The organism is Halorubrum tibetense (assembly GCF_055396225.1).
Map to the genome: position 1 here is coordinate 1,046,578 of NZ_AP043742.1, position 18,291 is coordinate 1,064,868.

The 18,291-nt window shown below is 68.7% G+C and carries 17 protein-coding genes; 7 read left to right on the top strand and 10 right to left on the bottom strand.

Annotated elements, in window-relative coordinates; translation table 11 throughout:
• The first annotated feature begins 815 nt into the window (after window positions 1–815).
• Window positions 816–2,093 (top strand): aminotransferase class V-fold PLP-dependent enzyme, encoded by a 1,278-nt coding sequence (locus tag ACZ5TV_RS05350; RefSeq protein ID WP_379781991.1) that lies wholly within the window; start codon window positions 816–818, stop codon window positions 2,091–2,093.
• A gap of 68 nt (window positions 2,094–2,161) precedes the next feature.
• Here ACZ5TV_RS05350 and hisE read toward each other — a convergent pair whose 3' ends face one another.
• From hisE to ACZ5TV_RS05365, 3 genes are all read right to left on the bottom strand, one after another.
• Window positions 2,162–2,563, bottom strand: a complete 402-nt coding sequence (gene hisE, locus ACZ5TV_RS05355; protein ID WP_379781993.1) for a phosphoribosyl-ATP diphosphatase — start codon at window positions 2,561–2,563, stop codon at window positions 2,162–2,164.
• Window positions 2,560–3,153, bottom strand: a complete 594-nt coding sequence (pdxT, locus tag ACZ5TV_RS05360; RefSeq protein ID WP_379781996.1) for a pyridoxal 5'-phosphate synthase glutaminase subunit PdxT — start codon at window positions 3,151–3,153, stop codon at window positions 2,560–2,562. The genes hisE and pdxT overlap by 4 nt, the downstream gene beginning before the upstream one ends.
• A gap of 99 nt (window positions 3,154–3,252) precedes the next feature.
• On the bottom strand, window positions 3,253–3,417 hold the full coding sequence (locus tag ACZ5TV_RS05365) for a preprotein translocase subunit Sec61beta (RefSeq protein WP_209485343.1): 165 nt from the start codon (window positions 3,415–3,417) through the stop codon (window positions 3,253–3,255).
• Window positions 3,418–3,543: 126 nt separating this feature from the next.
• Here ACZ5TV_RS05365 and trxA point away from each other — a divergent pair, with 126 nt between their 5' ends.
• Together trxA and ACZ5TV_RS05375 are read left to right on the top strand one after the other, a co-directional pair.
• Complete coding sequence (trxA, locus tag ACZ5TV_RS05370) at window positions 3,544–3,813, top strand: thioredoxin (protein WP_379781998.1); 270 nt, start codon at window positions 3,544–3,546, stop codon at window positions 3,811–3,813.
• 116 nt (window positions 3,814–3,929) lie between these two features.
• On the top strand, window positions 3,930–4,079 hold the full coding sequence (locus ACZ5TV_RS05375; RefSeq protein ID WP_379782001.1) for a 50S ribosomal protein L40e: 150 nt from the start codon (window positions 3,930–3,932) through the stop codon (window positions 4,077–4,079).
• 100 nt (window positions 4,080–4,179) lie between these two features.
• Here ACZ5TV_RS05375 and ACZ5TV_RS05380 read toward each other — a convergent pair whose 3' ends face one another.
• A complete protein-coding gene (locus tag ACZ5TV_RS05380) occupies window positions 4,180–5,595 on the bottom strand; it encodes an MATE family efflux transporter (protein WP_379782003.1) in 1,416 nt (471 codons plus the stop codon).
• A 155-nt stretch (window positions 5,596–5,750) separates the two neighbouring features.
• Here ACZ5TV_RS05380 and ACZ5TV_RS05385 point away from each other — a divergent pair, with 155 nt between their 5' ends.
• Both ACZ5TV_RS05385 and ilvA read left to right on the top strand, forming a co-directional pair.
• Window positions 5,751–6,158, top strand: coding sequence for a gamma-glutamylcyclotransferase family protein (locus tag ACZ5TV_RS05385; protein WP_464384200.1), 408 nt, complete (start codon window positions 5,751–5,753; stop codon window positions 6,156–6,158).
• A gap of 345 nt (window positions 6,159–6,503) precedes the next feature.
• Window positions 6,504–7,715 carry a threonine ammonia-lyase gene (ilvA, locus tag ACZ5TV_RS05390; RefSeq protein ID WP_379781933.1) on the top strand — a complete coding sequence of 404 codons (1,212 nt, stop codon included), beginning with the start codon at window positions 6,504–6,506 and terminating at the stop codon, window positions 7,713–7,715.
• A gap of 189 nt (window positions 7,716–7,904) precedes the next feature.
• Here the strand turns inward: ilvA and ACZ5TV_RS05395 are convergent, their stop codons facing one another.
• From ACZ5TV_RS05395 to folP, 6 genes are all read right to left on the bottom strand, one after another.
• Window positions 7,905–8,324, bottom strand: coding sequence for a universal stress protein (locus tag ACZ5TV_RS05395; RefSeq protein ID WP_379781931.1), 420 nt, complete (start codon window positions 8,322–8,324; stop codon window positions 7,905–7,907).
• 102 nt (window positions 8,325–8,426) lie between these two features.
• A complete protein-coding gene (locus tag ACZ5TV_RS05400; protein ID WP_379781929.1) occupies window positions 8,427–9,596 on the bottom strand; it encodes an inorganic phosphate transporter in 1,170 nt (389 codons plus the stop codon).
• Window positions 9,597–9,842: 246 nt separating this feature from the next.
• Window positions 9,843–10,913, bottom strand: coding sequence for an NAD(P)/FAD-dependent oxidoreductase (locus tag ACZ5TV_RS05405; protein ID WP_379781927.1), 1,071 nt, complete (start codon window positions 10,911–10,913; stop codon window positions 9,843–9,845).
• Between the two features lie 75 nt (window positions 10,914–10,988).
• Entirely contained in the window at window positions 10,989–11,735 is a 747-nt protein-coding gene (locus tag ACZ5TV_RS05410; RefSeq protein ID WP_464384201.1) for a class I SAM-dependent methyltransferase, read from the bottom strand.
• Window positions 11,736–11,814: 79 nt separating this feature from the next.
• The gene (locus tag ACZ5TV_RS05415) at window positions 11,815–13,329 is read right to left on the bottom strand and encodes a DHHA1 domain-containing protein (protein WP_464384202.1); all 1,515 of its coding nucleotides are present in this window, start codon (window positions 13,327–13,329) and stop codon (window positions 11,815–11,817) included.
• 78 nt (window positions 13,330–13,407) lie between these two features.
• Window positions 13,408–16,260, bottom strand: coding sequence for a dihydropteroate synthase (gene folP, locus ACZ5TV_RS05420; RefSeq protein WP_464384203.1), 2,853 nt, complete (start codon window positions 16,258–16,260; stop codon window positions 13,408–13,410).
• An 84-nt stretch (window positions 16,261–16,344) separates the two neighbouring features.
• Between folP and ACZ5TV_RS05425 the strand changes: the two genes are divergently transcribed.
• Window positions 16,345–17,526: an ABC transporter ATP-binding protein gene (locus ACZ5TV_RS05425; RefSeq protein ID WP_464384204.1), complete on the top strand. Its 1,182-nt coding sequence runs from the start codon at window positions 16,345–16,347 to the stop codon at window positions 17,524–17,526.
• Window positions 17,523–18,278 (top strand): ABC transporter permease, encoded by a 756-nt coding sequence (locus ACZ5TV_RS05430; RefSeq protein ID WP_379780616.1) that lies wholly within the window; start codon window positions 17,523–17,525, stop codon window positions 18,276–18,278. Before ACZ5TV_RS05425 ends, ACZ5TV_RS05430 begins: the two co-directional genes overlap by 4 nt.
• Window positions 18,279–18,291 lie beyond the last annotated feature (13 nt).

Sequence of the window (18,291 nt, forward strand, 5' to 3'; positions counted from 1 at the left end):
TAAAATCGTGCTGAATAGAGAGGATGAATGTAGTAGACTAGCCCTATTTGTTCCAACCGAGCTGCGATGAATTAGCTGTCAGACTGGGCGTGCTTGGTGAGTGATAACGGGAGGGTATCGCAATACGGCTGTGCGAGATAGTATATAACTGCTCGAGAGTGATGCGACAATTGCTTATAAATAAGTAAGGCGGTGGCGCGCCCCAGTTCGCGCCTTATAAAGGCGCGAACCGACGGTGCGAGGGAGTCGGTCGCCCGGAGCAACGCGGAGGGCGGCCGACGAGGCTGGGGAGGCGTGAGGTGCGGTTGCGGGGCAGGGCGGGACTCAAAGGGGCAGTCGCGAGGACGCCGCAGGCGACGTAAGCAGCGTGGCGCTACGCGCCACGGGCAGCCGGCGGCTCTGCCGCCGGCGACACCGCAAGGAACGAACGAAGTGAGTGACTGAGGAGCGTGGTTCGAAAGAGCGAAGCTCTTTCGTCATCACGAAAATCTCCGATTTTCGAACGACAGCGAGCGTGCGGCGTCCTCGCGACTGGGGCTTTGGACGTGTTCATCACCGCCGATCCATACTCAACTACTTATAAACAGCCGCCAGCAACACCACTTCTTTCCTTATAAACAACCGATCACCCGTATTGCCATACCCACGCCCGCTATCGATCACTGGGCGATCTGTACTGAGCGATTCGTGACTTTCCAGAATCGATCGGCTTCGAGTAGCCCACCGATCACGAAGATCGCCGATAGCGTCTCCGCGATACGGGCAACACGTACCGGACCGAAGCCCTGTTAGTACTCGGGGCCCTATTCGAGGTAATGGGAGTCCAGGAACAGTACCCGTTCGACGTCGAGGCGATCCGCGACGACTTCCCGATCCTCCAGCGGTCGGTCGGCGGCGACCCGGAGACTCCGGGTGAGGGACCGGGCGACGACACCCCGCTCGTCTACCTCGACAACGCGGCGACCACGCATACGCCCGAGCCCGTGGTCGAGGCGATGAGCGACTACTACCGGACGTACAACTCCAACGTCCACCGCGGGATCCACCAGCTGAGCCAGGAGGCGAGCGTCGCCTACGAGAAGGCCCACGACACGGTCGCCGAGTTCATCGGCGCGTCGGGCCGCGAGGAGATCGTCTTCACGAAGAACACGACGGAAGCGATGAACCTCGTGGCGTACGCGTGGGGGCTCGAAGAACTCGGGCCGGGCGACAACGTCGTGCTCTCCGAGATGGAACACCACGCGTCGCTCGTCACCTGGCAGCAGATCGGCAAGCGAACCGGCGCGGAGGTCCGGTTCATCGAGGTGACCGAAGACGGACGCCTCGACATGGCGGACGCCGCGACGAAGATCGACGACGACACCGAGATGGTGTCCGTCGTCCACGTCTCGAACACGCTCGGGACGATCAACCCGATCCGCGAGCTGGCAGACTTGGCCCACGACCATGACTCGCTGATCTTCGCGGACGCGGCCCAGTCGGTGCCGAATCGGCCGGTCGACGTCGCGGATCTCGACGTCGACTTCCTCGCGTTCTCGGGGCACAAGATGGCCGGTCCGACCGGCATCGGCGTCCTCTACGGCCGCGAGGCCGTACTCGACGCCATGAGCCCCTACCTCTACGGCGGCGACATGATCCGGCGAGTCACCTTCGAGGACTCGACGTGGGAGGACCTCCCGTGGAAGTTCGAGGCCGGTACGCCCTCGATCGCGGAGGGGATCGGGCTCGCGGCCGCCGTCGAGTACGTCGAGGAGGTCGGGCGCGACCGGATCGAGGCCCACGAGCGCTTGCTCGCCGAGTACGCCTACGAGGAGCTGGAGGCGCTCGGCGGCGTGGAGATATACGGCCCGCCGGCCGACGAGCGCGGCGGCCTCGTCGCGTTCAACGTCGACGGCGTCCACGCACACGACCTCTCCAGCATCCTCAACGACTACGGCGTCGCGATCCGCGCCGGCGACCACTGTACGCAGCCGCTCCACGAGAAGATGGGCGTGGCCGCCTCGGCGCGCGCCTCCTTTTATGTCTACAACACCGTCGAGGAGGTCGACGCGCTCGTCGACGCCGTCGCCGACGCGCGAGACCTGTTCGCGTAAGCGTCCGCGGGGCCGTAGAGCCCCTCGCGCGGCCCCCACTCGGGGAGCGACCGTCGCCGCGAACCGCCTCAGAACCGGTCGCGGAGCTCCGCACGGAGGTCGTCGAGGTCGCGGTCCTTCATCGCCAGCAACACCAACAGGTGGTAGACGAGGTCCGCGCTCTCGGACGTGAGCTCGTCGAGGTCGTCGTCTTTCGCCGCGAGTATCGTCTCCGTCGCCTCCTCGCCGACCTTCTCTAACACCGCGTTTTCACCTTTCTCGTGGGTGAACAAGGAGGCCGTGTACGACCCTTCCGGGAGCTCCGCTTTACGCGACTCGATGGTCGCGAACAGCTCGTCGAGGACGGGGTCCGACGGACCGCCGTGAGCGGCGGCACCGGTGTCGGCCGTATCGGCATCAGCATCGGCGACATCGCTCTCGGCCGTATCGGCGTTCTCCGCGTCCGTACCGCCCCCCGTCGGATCGCTCACGCGACCACCTCCCGATCCGGGAAGAAGGCGAGGTCGTGGATCCGCGAGTCGTGAGTGAGCTCCGGGTGGAACGCGGTCGCCACGACGGGACCGTCACGCACCGCGACCGGGCGACCGTCGACCGTCGCCAGCGTCTCGACACCGTCACCGACGGCGTCGATAGCGGGGGCGCGGATGAAGACGGCGTGGAACGGCTCGTCGAGCCCCGCGATCGGCACGTCCGCCTCGAAGGAGTCCTTCTGTCGGCCGAATGCGTTACGGTCGACGGTGACGTCGACGACGCCGAGCGGGTCGACGCGGTCGTCCTTCGCGTCCCGCGAACAGACGATGAGTCCGGCACAGGTAGCCAGGACGGGTTTGCCGGCCGCGACGTGCTCGCGGATCTCCGCGGCGATCCCCTCCTGATGGATCAGCCGCGAGATGGTCGTGGACTCGCCGCCCGGCATGAGGAGGACGTCACAGTCGGGAACGATACCGGAGTCCCGGACCCTGACGACCTCCGCGGGCTCGTCGTGTGCGGCTGCCGCCCGCTCGACGGCCGCGGCGTGTTCGGCCACGTCGCCCTGGACGGCGATGACGCCTGCGTGCATACCGTCGATCCGGCGGGGACGGGCAAAAAGGACGCGTTCCCGGCGGCGACGCTGTTGGGGCGTGGAAACGTACGCCGACCGCGTGGGAGAGGGGGAGCCCTACGCGACGGTCAACGAAAGGATCTGAACGAAGACGCCGAAGAGGACACAGAACGCGAGGACCGTCTTGGGGTCCATCGTGATCGCGTTCCGGTCCTGTGCGTCGAAGTACCGAACCAGCCCCGCACTGGACATCAGTCCGCCGGAGTTGCTGCCACTGCTCATACCGTAGCGAACCACACCATCGGCTGTAAGCGTTTCGGCTCCGGGAGCCGTTTTCGGCGAGTGTTCCCCGCCCGTCGCCGGGTGAGAAACCCTTATCGGCGAGCCCCTGCTAGTCGTCGCCGAACCATGACTGTTCGACTGCTGGATTTCTACGCCGACTGGTGCGGCCCGTGTAAAACGCAGGACCCGATACTGGAGGAAGTCCAGGAGGAGCTCGGCGACGCCTTCGAGCTGCAGAAGGTCGACGTCGACGAGGAGCAGGACGTCGCCAATCAGTACCAGGTCCGATCGCTGCCGACGCTGATCGTCGAGAACGACGACGGCGTCGTCGACCGGTTCGTCGGCGTCACACAGAAGGAAGACATCACGGCCGCGCTCTCCGAGGCCGGCGCGTAACCCGTCCTCGTTCCGCCGGCCGGGGTGCGACTCGGTCCGTCCGTCGTGCCGCGGTGCGGTCCGCCGCCCCGTCACGTCTCGCAACCTTTTACAGCGCCCGCGCGCTGAACGGTAGTATGGCCAGTTTCGACGCCGCGGAACGCCGCAACCTCGACCGCGCGATCTGTATGCGCTGTAACGCCCGCAACTCCCCGGACGCCGACCGCTGCCGCAAGTGCGGCTACACCAAGCTCCGCCCGAAAGCGAAGGAACGCCGCGCGACCTGATCGGCCGCACGCGTCCGCTCCACTCGATCGTTCTCGTCCGCCGAGCTGGTGGTCTGTCGCGTGGATATCCCTCTTCCTCGCCCAGTGTTACCACGCCTTATTAGTCGTTCGTCCCGTCGGTGACCGTCTCGGCGTCGTCGGTGCTGCCGCGCGCCTCCATCATCTCCGCCGCGCGGGGTGCCCAGCCGGTGTAGTTGAAGCCGACCGCGACGACGAGTGCCATCCAGCAGTACGCGAGGAACACGCCGATGTACGCTCCCTCGGGACCGAACGCCAGCGTGCGGCTCACCAACCAGGAGACGCCGAGGAAGAAGCCGAACATCCCCGTCACCCGCGCGACGAGTGGGATCCGCGTCTCGCTCGCGCCCTGAAGCGACCCTGACAGCGCGGAGAAGCAGACGAGCGCGGCACCCGCGAACCCGTAGACGCGCGCGAAGTCGACGGCGTAGCTCGCGGTCTCCGGGTCGTCGGTGAACAGCGCGACGACATCGGGTGCGAGCACGACTAGCGCGAGACCGATCGTCCCGACCGTGACGACGCCGAGCCCCGCCACCGCCCAGCCGTTGTAGCGCGCCTCCGCGGGGTCTCCCGCACCCAGCGCCTGCCCGACGAGTACGGAGGCGGCGACGTTGTAGCCGCGCGAGAGGGGGCCGGTGACCTGCTGGTACACCCGGCGCCCGATCTGGAACCCGGCGTTGACGGCCTCGCCGAAGCCCAACAGGAGGGCGTTGAAGGGGAACTCCGCGGCCTCCGATCCGAACCCCTCGACCACTCGTGGAGCACTCACCCGCAGGAGCTGGCGGGCGATAGTGAGGTCGCGCGGGCGGGCGAAGTTCGCGTCGGTCCACGACCCCCAGATGGCGGCGCACAACAGCCCCGCGGTGAGCACGTTGGCGGCAGCGGTCGCCAGCCCGACGCCGACGATCTCCAGTCGCGGGAAGCCGAACAGCCCCAGCCCCAACACGACGGATCCGGCGATGTTGACGGAGTTGGCGGCGACGTTGACGTACATCGGGGTCCGGGTGTCTCCGGTGCCCTGAAGCGCTCGCGCGCCGACGAGCGCGACGTGTCGCGCGGGGGCCGTGGCGAAGACGATCGCGAGATACGTCGAGCCGAGCACGACCACCTCGGCGGGGGTTTCCTGCCCGACCAGCGTTCCGAACACGTCGATCGCGGCCTCGCCCAGGAAGAGCCCGAAGAGGACGAACGGGATCCCCGTGAGCGCGCCGATGAGGATCGCCTGCGTGACCGCCTCGTCCCGCGTTTCGGTTGCGCCCGCGCCGGTGTCCTGTGAGGAGAGCGCGATCGCGCCGCCGCCGAGTCCCAATCCGATCCGAAGCGGGAACCGGGCGTAGAGGTCCGCGAGCCCGATAGCGACGACGGCCGCCGGCGAGAACAGCGCAGTGACGATGATGTCCGTCGTCCGCATCGCGGTGCGGAACGTCTGCTCCGCCATCACCGGCCACGCGAGCGAGAACACGCGTTTCCAGACGCGCCGGAGCCGCGGGAAGTCCATGCGTCCCCGCCGAGGGGCGTCGCCGGTTTTTAGATGTCGGAGGCGGCCGGCCCCGCCGGTGACGGTCGGCGGGAGCGAGTCACCGACGCTGGCAGGTGTGTCGCCCCCGTCGAACTCGACCGAAGGTTGAAACGCGAGAGCGACCCAGCCGGGGTATGGACGTCTTCGTGTACGGGACACTCACCGCACCGGAACGGGTCGGCGAGCTGCTCGACTCGTTCGTCTTCGTCGGCCCCGCGACGCTCGCCGGCCTCCAGCTCGTCGAGGGGCGGTACCCCACGCTCGCACCGGGCGGCGAGACCGCCGGCCGCCTCCTCCGCACCGACGAGGTCGGCGCGCTCGACGCGTACGAAGGCGTCGACGACGGACTGTACGTTCGGGTCGCCGTTCCCCTCGAAGCCCCCGACGGATACCCGGACACGGCGGCGGTGTACGTCGGCGATCCGGACCGACTCGCCGCCGACGCCGCGTGGCCCGGGCGGGGCCCCTTCCGTGACCGGGTGAGCTCGTACCTGTCGGAGCGGGACGTGGCCGTCCGGATCGACGAGCGGGGCGGGGTCTGAGCGACGAGGCCCGCGCGAGTCGTCAGACGGGCCGATGACGCGAAGGTGATACCGCTCCAGTCTTGCGGTTTCACTTTCACTCCGCCTGCCTCACCTTTTTGTATGACCCCGCGCTTCGATCAGTTGCACGTCACACGCGTGCATTCCCCCATTTCCGTTTACCGGACCCCGACCACCGAGCGGCGGCCGCCGCCAGCGGTCACCCCTCGGAGTATCACCACTGACCGTTATCCGGGCCATCACCACTGGCCACTATCCAAGCCATCACCGGCCGGACCGGGCACGACCGGGAGCCGCCCGCGGACGACCGGAACCGATTAGCCGCCGGCGGCGACAGAACGCCGTATGCTCACGCTATCGGCGATCCGTGATGCCCGCGAACGGGTCGACAAGGTCGCCCGCCACACGCCCTTGGAACGGTCGCGGACGTTCTCGGAAATGACCGGCGCCGACGTTCATCTCAAACTGGAGAACTTTCAGCGCACCGGGGCGTTCAAGATCCGCGGCGCGACCAACCGGATCGCGACGCTGTCCGAGACCGACCGCGAGGCCGGGGTCGTTACGGCGAGCGCAGGGAACCACGCACAGGGGGTCGCGCTGGCCGCCGAGCGCGCGGGGGTCGACGCGACGGTCGTCATGCCGAAGTTCGCGCCCGTCTCGAAGGTGAAAGCCACCCGCGGGTACGGCGCGAACGTGCGGTTAGAGGGGACCGACTACGACGAGGCGCAGGCGTACGCCCACGAGCTCGAGCGCGAACTGGGCCTGACGTACGTCCACGCGTTCGACGACACGGCGGTGATGGCCGGCCAGGGCACGCTCGGACTGGAGATAGTCGACGATTGCCCCGACCTCGACACCGTCGTCGTCCCGATCGGCGGTGGCGGGCTGATCTCCGGCGTCGCCGTCGCGATCAAAGAGCAGCTCGACGACGTCCGCGTCGTCGGCGTGCAGGCGGAGGGGGCGGCAAGCGCGCCGGAGTCGTTGCGAACGGGCGAACGGCAGGAGATCGACAGCGTCGACACGATCGCCGACGGGATCGCGACCCGGTCGGTCGGCGAGAAGCCGTTCGCGATCATGCGTGAGTACGTCGACGAGGTCGTCGTGGTCGACGACCGCGAGATCGCCTTAGCACTCACGCTCCTGCTTGAACGCTCGAAGACGCTCGTCGAGGGCGCGGGCGCGGTCGCGCTCGCGGCCGTCCTCTCGGAAGCGTTCGAGTACGACGACGACGAGACGATCGTCGCCGCGCTGTGTGGCGGGAACATCGACCTCAACCGGCTCGGCACCGTGATCCGCCGCGGGCTCGTCCAGATGGGCCGCTACCTCAAGATCACGATCAATTTGAAGGACCGCCCGGGCGAACTGGAGCGCGTCTCCAGTATCGTCGCGCGCACCGGCGCGAACGTGTACGCCGTCCACCACGACCGCACTTCCCGAGATGTCGCCGTCAACGCGGCCGAGCTCGAGCTCGAGCTCGAAACCGACGACGCCGAACACGCCGCCGGTATCGTCGAAGAGCTCGAAGCCGAAGGGTACAACGTGGATATCCTCTCATAGCGCCGGCGACAGCCGTCACGTATCACATATCAGATCACACGAGACCGCTATCAGGCGGGAACCGGTATCACCCATGAAGGCGCGGCAATACGCTACCTGAGTTAACGGGAGAGTCTCGCCCCTTTAGGGCGGGCGTGAATCCGACACTCCACGTCATAAACCGCGTCGAGGCTCACGGCGGAGAGGATGTCATCTGACGACGGTTACCGGCGCTGCCGACCGCCGAACGATCTTCTCCGCGATGTTCCCGACGAGCAGCCGGTCGGCGAGGCTGCCGCCGTGGCTTCCGATGACGACCGCGTCGAACCCCTCGGTCATGTTTATCACTGCCCGAGCGGGGTGACCGATCCTGACGACCGTCTCGATCTCGACGTCGTACTCGGCGGCTATCTCATCTGCCCTTTCTAACAGGCCACTCGCGTTCTCTCGTGCGGCTGCTTGGGGATCGTCGGCGAGAGCGATCCCGGTCGCATCACCCATCATCAACGACGGCTCGCCGACGACGTGGAGCACAGTGATCTCGGCGTCTGGGTGTGCATCGAGCGCGTATCGGAGCGCACGCTCCGCCATCTCCGAGTCGTCCATCGGAACGAGTACGCGAGATATCATGAGTTACCTACGCACCGGGCAATGATGAAACCGGGTGATCGGTGGTCCGTGGCGTCCCGATCGTCTCTAAGGATATCGACCCGGTGCCGCCGGCGACGAGGATCATCCGACGAACGGGACGACGATGAAGAACACGTACGAGAGGAGCAACGCCACCGACGGACCGATGATCCACATCGAGACGTACTTCAGGATCGCTCGTGGATTGAACAGGTTTCCGGTGTTCAGCGCCTTTTTCGATTCCGGCTGGCCGATGGGTCTCGCGGTATCGCCGTCATCCGCAGTGATGGCACCGGTCGCGATCGGCGTCTCCGTCTGACCCGTCACCACGTCCCGGGCTGTAACGGGTCGGGTGGCCCGACCCCATCCGAGCCCGACGATGGTCATCACCATCGCCATCACGAGGCTGATCGGGATCCCCGCGTACGAGAGCGCGGTCGTGATCGTGGCGGCAGTCGTCATCACGATGAGCGCGGCCAAAAGCGGGATATCGCTCAGCTCGGTCCCCACCGATTCCATGGTCCGACGAGCTATCGTGAACCCACCGACCCCTATCGCGACCGTCGCGAGGGCGACCGCGTTCACCTCGCCGATCGCGTTGCTGCTTACGAGCGGTGCGACTGCGTTCGGGACGTTGCTCGCACCCGCACTAAATGCCATGTAACAGCCGATCATCAACACGACCACCGTGCTCACGAGCTCCCGTCGGTCCGTGTTCGGTCCGTATGTGAGGCGGGGAACCCGACCGCTTCGATCGAGAGTGAGAAGCGGTCCGTCGGAGACCGCGATCGCGAATCGCCGGTTGAGCTCCGGATACACGTACCGTCCGATCACTGCACCGACCCAGAAGCCGATTATCGGCGTGACGATCCACCACGAGACGATGGAGCCTATCGTTCCGTAATTCAGCGTTCCAGTCGCGAGCCCGAGCCCGGCGATGGACGCGACCGTCGTCATCGACGTCGGGACCGGCACGCCGAAGACGTTCGCGATGAGGATGCCGAGGCCGATGAAAAACAGCACGCCAACGCCGGCTTCGAGCGTGATCGGAATCGTAATGATATCTCCGGCGAGCGTGTCCATTACGTTTCGCCCGACCGTTATCCCGCCGAGAAACACGAAGAACGTCATCAACCCGGCAGCCGCCGTCTTCGAGAGAATACGCGCACCGACCGCCGGCCCCCACGCGATTCCGGTAGAGGATCCGCCAATATTGAATCCGACAAAGATCGACGCTGCAAGCCCTGCTAAAAGGACAATACTGAGAGACATAGCTACTAGTTGTCCGTCATCAATATAAGTATGCGGATGCGACATCAATAGTATTCATAAGTTATAGCCCGAGAGCGAACGTCGCGCCGCTCGGTTCCGGCTCAACGGTGTTGCACGAGGAGTTCGACATCGACTCCGGTGGAGAGGGACCAGCCCTGTAGCAGCTCCGTGTTGGCCACCCAAGCCGATCGGTCTACCGTATCAGCGCGTGTTCCTGATGAGCGTGTTCCCGGCGCCGTCGTGGGGTCAGTCGTCCGCGGCCGCGGCGTCGACTTCGGGTTCGTACAGCTCGCCGGCCCGCTCACGTTCCGAGAGGTAGTCGTCGGCGTCGAGCGCGGCCATCACGCCCATCCCGCCAGCGGTGACCGCCTGCTGATAGTGGTGATCGACCACGTCGCCCGCGCCGAAGACCCCCTCGACCGCGGTCGCGGTCTGGCCGCCGTCACGACCGCCCTGGGTCAGCAGGTAGCCGGCGTCGTCGAGCTCGACACCCGTTCCCTCCAAGAACTCGGTGTTCGGCGTGTGCCCGATGGCGTAGAACACCGCGCCCACCTCGAACTCGTACTCGTCGACCGCGTCGGCGGTCGCGGGGTCCTCCAGTTTCTCCTTGGGGTGGCCGTCCGGGTGCTCGACGAGGGTGACGCTCGTGATCCCCTCCTCGGCCGTACCATGGATCTCGGTGAGCTCCGTGTTCTTCAGGATCTCGATGTCGCCGTCGTCGACCTTGTCCATCACGCGGTCGATCCAGACGTCCTCGGCGCGGAACTCCTCGCGCCGGTGCGCGATGTAGACGGTGTCGGCGAACTTGGTGAGGAAGTTGGCCTCCTCCATCGCGGCGTCGCCGCCGCCGACGACGAGCATGTCCTCGTCGCGGAAGAACGCGCCGTCACACGTCGCACACGTCGAGAGCCCGTACCCCATCAGATCGTCCTCGCCGGGGACGCCAAGGGTGCGCGCGGACGCCCCGGAGGCGACGATCACGGCGTCCGCAGTGTACACGTCACCGTTCGTCAGCTCGACGCGGAAATGGCCCGCAGGCCGTTTCTCCACGTCGGCGACGATCCCGCTCTCGAACTCCGTACCGAACTTCCCCGCCTGCTCGCGCATCTCGTTGATGAGCTCGGGACCGGATATCCCGTCCGGGAACCCGGGATAGTTCTCCACGTCCGTCGTCAGCGTGAGCTGGCCGCCGGGCTCGTCGCCCTCGATCAACAGCGGCTCATTGTTCGACCGGGCGGCGTAGATCGCCGCGCTCAACGCGGCGATGCCGCTCCCGGCGACCAGTAGTCGTCGGTGTTCGAGTATTTCGTCACTCATACTATACTGTTCGTGACGGCGGGATATGTAGGTTGCGCTGATAGACCGTCACAGGACCCTCAAGGAGAACCCTCGTCAGCCGGGCGCGACCGCGACGAACACGGTCCGGTCGTCCTCGGGCCCGTACCCGTCCACCGTCTCGACGTCGAATCCGGCGTCGACGAGCGCGTCACGGACCGTCTCGTCCGCGAACGGCGTCATGGGTCGGCTGCTCACGAACGGGTCGCCGTCGGCGGTGAACGTCACCGACCGCCAGTCCAGCCGCTCGTCCTCCCGCGGCGCGTGTCGCGCCACCCGGACGTACCGCCCGTCGGCCGTCTTGCCGACATCGAGCCCGGGCTGGTTGCCGTCGGGCGGGAGCGGCGAGTTATCGAAGACGACGAGGCCGCCCTCGGCGAGCGCGTCCGCGAACCGCCGGACCGCCAGAACCAACGCGTCCGGCGACACGTGGTTGATCACGCCGCGGATCGCGACCGCCGCGTCGTAGCGACGGTCGACCTCGGTTCCCGGGAGCGCGTCCCGTCGAAAGGCGACGGTGCCGGCCGCCGACCCGGATTCGGGACCGCCGTCCGACCCGAGTTTCCCGCGGGCGACCGAGAGCATCCCCTCGTACGCGTCGACGGCCGTCACGTCGAACCCGCGCTCGACGAACCGCCGCGTGTGTTCGCCGGTGCCGCAGCCGACCTCGAGGAGCCGCCGGCCGTCGACCCCGTGACGGGACAGCTGGTCGACGACGAACTCGACGTCGCGATCGTAGTTCCACCCGGACTGGATGGCGTCGTACAGCTCCGGGTGGTCGGTGTAGAGCCGTTCCTCGGCCATCAGGCGAGGATCTACTCCGAGAGATGATACGCGTTCCGGGGCCGTGGGTAAGTATCACACACGACTCGCCGCCTCCGACTCACTCCGGGAAGTCGCTCGCGGGTTCCGTCGGCGTCGTCCCGGGTGTCGGCGCTGGCGGGTCGTCGAGCGCCTCGAAGAACCGCCCGGAGACGAACGCCTCGACCACCTCGTCGAACGACTCGTCGTCGGCGACCGCCTCCAGGATCCCGACGGGGACCTGCGCGCCGGCCATGTTGGCGTGCCCGCCGGCCGAGCCCGCCTGTTCGAGCGCGTCTCGCAGGAGCTCCCCCACGTCGAGGTCCGCGCCGCGGGCGCGCGCTGACCCGTATATCATGCCGTTCATGTAGCCGTAGACGAAGGTGACGGAGGCGTCCTCCAGGTCGAGCAGTCGGTCCGCGGCCTGGGCGAGCGCGTCGCGGTCCGTTATCTCCCCGACACACGACGCGATGACCGACTCTCTGACGTCGCGGTTCTCTATCGCCGCCGCGAGCACGCGCAGCGTCTCCGGGCTCACGCTCGGGCTCTCGACGCGTTCGAGCGTCGACTCGTCGGCGTCGGGGATCAGCGACGCGGCGGCTTCGAAGTCAGCGATCGACACCTCGCGGGTGAAATCACGGGTATCGACCCGGATCCCGTACAACAACGCGGTCGCGATCGCGCGGTCGGGAGCGATCCCCAACCGCGAGAGATAGTCGGCGATCAGGGTGCTCGTCGCGCCGATGTCGGGACGGACGTCGACGAACGTCCCTTCGATCGGGCCGCGCGGCGGGTGGTGGTCGACGACGATGTCGACGACCGTTCCCTCCGGCAGCGAGTCGTTGATCCCGGCCCGCGAGTGGTCGACGAGCGCGATCCCGGCGTACGAGTCGATATCCACGTCCGCGAACGTCCGCAGCGACAGGTCGAGCAGATTCACCATCGCGCGGTTCTCCTGGTGGGCGATCTCGCCGCCGTAGACGGCGTCGGCGGGCGTCCCGATCGCCTCGGCGATCCGGGCGAGTCCGAGCGCGCTCGCGATGGCGTCCGGATCGGGGTTGTCGTGAGCGACGACGAGCAGGTCGCCGGGGATCCGGCGCAGAGTCCGGACTAGCCGCGGCGGTCGCTCCTGTACGTCCGGTTCGTCGAAGCCGGGGGAGCCGACTTCGCCGGTCACCCGTTCGTCCTGTGCGTCCCGCGGCGGCAGTCCGACGGCGTCGAGGACGCGCCGGGTGGTCGCTTCGACGGGGTCGACGACGTGGTCGGCGACCACGTCGAGGTCGGCGACCTGCTCGGCGGTCGGCGCGGTGCCAACGTGGGCGACGATCATCGCGTCCGGGTAGTGCTCGCGGGCCGCCTGTGCGGCGGCGACGTTGCGGGCGGGATCGTCGCTGGCCACCAGCACGACGGAAGCGTGATCCGGATACGACGCCGGATCGGTCGGGTCGGCCTCGACCGTCGCGACGTTCCGGTCGCGTAGCGTGGAGGCCCACCCGGTGTCGTCGGTGATCGCGAGGATTCCAGCGCGGTCTTCGCGCGCACGCTCGACGAGCGTGTTCCCGACAGCGCCACAGCCGAGCAGCAGACGCCGGGGCATATCGAGAGCAAGGGTACGACGACGCAAAACGCTGCCGTCCGCGGCCGACCGGTCGTCAGTCTCTCGTGGTTCCGACCATCAGAGCGCGTCCGGGTCACTCGCGGCCTCGACGACGTCCACCGCGGCGCGGTTCGCTGCGACGTCGTGGACGCGGACGAGGTCAGCCCCGCGGTCCGCGGCGATCGCGGTCGCGGCGACGGTCGCGTGTTCGCGGTCGTCCGGGTCGCGGTCGATCGCCCCGAACAGCGACTTGTGCGAGTGCCCGACGAGGACGGGACAGCCGAGCGCTGCGAACTCGTCGACGCGGCCGAACAACTCGAAGCTCTCCGCGGCCGACTTGCCGAACCCGATCCCCGGGTCGACGATCACCCGCTCGCGATCGATCCCAGCGACCTCGGCGCGGGCGAGTCGCTCCCGAAGGTCGGCGATCACGTCGGCGACGACATCGCCGTACTCCGGGTCGTTCTCCGGGTCGACCGGCGCGTCGACGCTGTGCATCACGACGACCGGGCAGCCGGCGTCGGCGACGACCCCGCGCATCGCGGGGTCCTCCAGCCCCGTGACGTCGTTGATGACGTCCGCGCCGGCGTCGAGCGCCGCCTCCGCGACCGCCGGCTTCCGGGTATCGACGGAGACGAGCACGTCGCCCGCGGCGACCGCCTCGACCTCACGCACCGCCTCGATCACGGGGACGACACGGTCGATCTCCTCGTCGACTGACACCGGGTCCGCCCCGGGCCGGGTCGACTCGCCGCCCACGTCGATCACGTCGACGCCAGCCTCGACCATGCGGCGCGCGCCGGCGACGGCGTCAGCGAGGGCCTCGTGGCGTCCCCCGTCGTGGAACGAGTCGGGCGTCACGTTGAGCACGCCCATCACCGCGGTGTGCTCGCTCCACGGGTACGCCGGGGCGGGCTCGGGATCCGGCCCCTCGTCGCCGGCTCCGATGCCGACGCTCGACCGGAGGTCGTCGGCGACGCCGGCGAGCCCGCCGCCCGCGTCGTCGAGTCGGTCACAGAGCGCGCGGAACTCGGCGAGCGAGCCCGCGAGCGTGACCGGCGAGTCCTCGCCGCCGGCGACGCCGCCGCCGTCCGCGCCGCTCCCCACGCCGTCGGCGGCGAGTCCCCCGACCGCCGCCTCGCCGCCGACCGTGCGGAGCGTGGAGGCGACGCGGCTCGCGCGGTCCCCGCGGAGCCGGACCGTCACCGTCCGGTGGTCGACCCCGTCTCGCGTACGCTCGACGTCCGCGGGCGGGACCCCTCCCGCTTCGAGCGCTCGCTCGGCGTCCTCGGGGTCGCGGATCGATTTCGGCGTGACCGTCCGGGAGAGAGCAGTCCGGGCCTCCGCGACAGCGAACAGCGAGCCGACGACGAGCACACAGTCGTCCGCGTCGGCGCGGGCCCGGGCGGTCGCGACCGCGTCCGCGACGTCCTCGCCGGCCGTAACCGACTCGACGCCCGCGGACCGAAGCGCCGCCGCCAGCACCGCCGGGTCCTCGGCGCGGTCGAGCGCCGGCCGACAGGTGACCGCGCTCGCGGCGTCGGGGAGCGCGGTGGCCGTCCCCGCGTGGTCCTTGTCGTGCATCGCGGCGTACACGAGGTGACAGTCGTCGTAGTCGTACTCCGCGAGCGTCCCCGCGAGAGTCTCGCAGGCGGCCGGGTTGTGTGCGCCGTCAAGGACCGTGAGGGGAGCCGCGTCGACCACCTCGAACCGGCCGGGCCACGTCGCCCGCGCGAGTCCCGCGGCGAGCGCTCTGTCGGTGACCGCCCAGTCCGCGTCGGTCGTGTCGCCATCGCCAGTCGCGTCGCCATCGACGGTGGTGTCGCTGCCGTCGGCGATCGCCTCCACGGTCCGTCGTGCGAGCGCCGCCGCGACAGCGGCGTTCGTCGCTTGGTGCTCGCCGACGAGGGGGATCCGATACGTGCCCGCGGACTCGCCCGCGAACGCGACGCGGGCGTCGGTGTCGCCGACTCGCCCCTCGTAGGTCGCGACGATCGCCGCTTCGTCGCCCGGATCGGTCGGGCCGTCCGAGTCGTCCGCGCCATCAGATTCGTCCGAGTCGTCCGCGCCATCAGATTCGTCCGAGTCGTCCGCGCCATCAGATTCGTCCGAGTCGTCCGCGCCATCAGATTCGTCCGAGTCGTCCGCGCCATCAGATTCGTCCGAGTCGTCCGCGCCATCAGATTCGTCCGTGCCGTCCGCGCCGTCAGCGTCGGTCGAGTCGTCGGCGTCGGACGCGGGGTCGGCTTCATCGGCGGTGGATCCAGGCCCTGTGACGGTCGTTACCGGCGCGCCCGCGTCGGCCGCGACCTCACGGACGACGTCGAGCGCCTCCCCCTCACAGGCGGTGACCATCGGCGCGCCCGGCTCCGCGATCCGCGCCTTGGTGCGGGCGATCTCCGCGATCGTGTCGCCGAGCACCGCGGTGTGTTCGAGCGAGACGTTCGTCACCGCGGTGGCGACGGGATCGACGGCGCTGGTCGCGTCGTACTCGCCGCCGAGTCCGACCTCCAGGACCGCGACGTCGACGTCGCGGCGCGCGAAGTCGTGTATCGCCATCGCCGTGACGACCTCGAAGAACGTGAGCGGTTCGCCGGCCGCCGCGCGATCGACTAACCACGGTTTCACCTCGTCGACGAAGTCGACGATCGCGGCGTCGGTCATGGGTCGGCCGTCGACGCGGACCCGCTCGCTCAGCGACGAGAGATGCGGCGAGGTGTACAGTCCGACTGAGAGTCCAGCCTCGCGGAGGACCGACTCGACCAGCCGCGCGGTGCTCCCCTTCCCGTTCGATCCCGCGACCTGGACGCACGCGAGGTCGGCCTCCGGGTTGCCCAGCCGGTCCAACAGCGCCGCGACGCGCTCGGTGCCGGGCTTGACCGAGAAGCGACGGAGGTCGAACAGGAAGTTCGCCGCCTCGTGGTAGTGCATACCCGCTGGGTCGGCGTCGCGTCGTTTAGGCGTACCGGACCGGGAAAGAGCAACCCTTAGGCGCGACGCCCGCGGAGGGGATCCATGAACGAGACGGTGCCGTCCGAAGGGGCCGGCGCGGACTCCGAGGCCGGTTCTGACTCCGACGCCGGCTCGGGACCCGGTCGAACCGGCGCGACCGATCGACCCGACGAGCCCGTCCTCGTCGGGGAGGGGATCCGGAAGTCGTACGGCGAGGTCGTCGCGCTCGACGGCGTCGACCTGGCCGTCGGCGCGGGCGAGGTGTTCGGGCTCATCGGGCCGAACGGCGCGGGCAAGACGACGCTGGTGCGCGCGCTTACCGGAACTGCCGCGGTGTCGGGGACCGTGCGCGTCTTCGGGGTCCCGCCCCGCGAGGTCGACCCGCAGCGGGTCGGGCTCCTGCCGCAGTCGTTCGACCCGCCCGCACGGCTCACGGCCCGCGAGCTCGTCGACTACTACGGGGGGTTGTACGACGACGCCCGCGACACGACGGCGGTCCTCCGGGACGTCGGAATGGCCGACGACGCCGACGCCTGGTACGAGACGCTGTCGGGCGGCCAGAAGCGGCGGACCTGCGTCGCGACCGCCATCGTCAACGACCCGGACCTCCTCTTTTTGGACGAGCCGACGACCGGGATCGACCCCGCCGGCCGGCGGTCGATCCACCGGCTGGTCGAGCGGCTGGCCGCCGACGGGACGACCGTCCTCCTCACCAGCCACGCGATGGACGAGGTACAGCGGTTGGCCGACCGGGTCGCGCTCCTCCGGGACGGCGGCGTGGTCGCCGTCGGCGCGCCGAACGAGCTGATCGCCGCCCACGGCGGGCAGCCGCGACTCGACGTGACTCTGGCGGAAGCGACGACCGGGGGCGGAACGGACGGTTCCAGTGTTGCTGGCGCGGACGCCACGGACGCTATCGCGGACGCCGCGGGCGCTGTCTCGGAGGCCGCGAACGCTATTGCGGACGCCGCGGACGGCGTCGACGTCGAGCCAACCGAGGAGGGGTTGCGCGTGGTCGGCGTCCGGCCCGAGGCGATCGGTGAAGTCGTCGACGCGCTCGCGGCCGCCGGGGTCGGCTTCGAGTCGCTGTCGTGGTCCGAACCCTCGCTGGAGGACGTGTATCTCGAACTCACCGGGAAGTCGTACTCGCCGCAAGGGGAAGCGTACTCGCTCCGAGGGAAGTCGTACTCCTCAGGAGGGGAGCCCGATGGTACGGGAAGGCGGTCCGACGGAGGTGCGAAATGACCCGCATCGGACGGATCGTGACGGAGGCGCGGGCAGCGACGCGGTCGTTCCTCCGTCGTCGGACGGCCGTGTTCTTCACGTTCTTCTTCCCCGTGATCCTCGTCGTTATCTTCGGGGCGCTGGTGCGGACGCAGCCGACCGGCGGGGGGCTCTTCGCCGAGCCCGCCGGCTACTACATCCCCGGCTACCTCGCGGTCGTGGTGCTGTTCACGCCGCTGTCGCGGGTCGGCTCCGAGATCGCCCGCCACCGCGACGGCGGGCGGTTCGAGAAGCTGGCGACGACGCCGCTGTCGCGCGCAGAGTGGCTCCTCGCGCACACGCTCGTCAACGTCGCCATCATCGGCGCGGCGAGCCTCCTGATACTGGGGCTCGTGGTCGCGGTGACCGACGCGGAGCCCGTCGTCTCGACGGCTCTTTTCGCCCTCCCGCTGTTCGTCGCCGTCGGCGTCGCGCTGTTCTGCGGGCTCGGGGCGCTCCTCGGCGCGCTCGCGGACTCCCAGGACGGGGTGATCGCCGCGAGCAACACGGTCGCGCTCCCCCTCCTCTTCCTCTCCGAGACGTTCGTCCCCCCCGAGCTGCTCCCCGGGTGGTTCCTCCCGGCGGTCGCGGCGTCACCGCTGACGTACTTCGCGCGGGGAACGCGGGCGATCCTCTACGAGCCGGCCCCGTGGCTCGGCGACCTAGCGGTCCTCACGCTCCTCGCGGCCGCGTTCCTCGTGCTCGGCGCGTACGCGGTACCCCGGACCGAGTGAGTGTGGGAGTGAC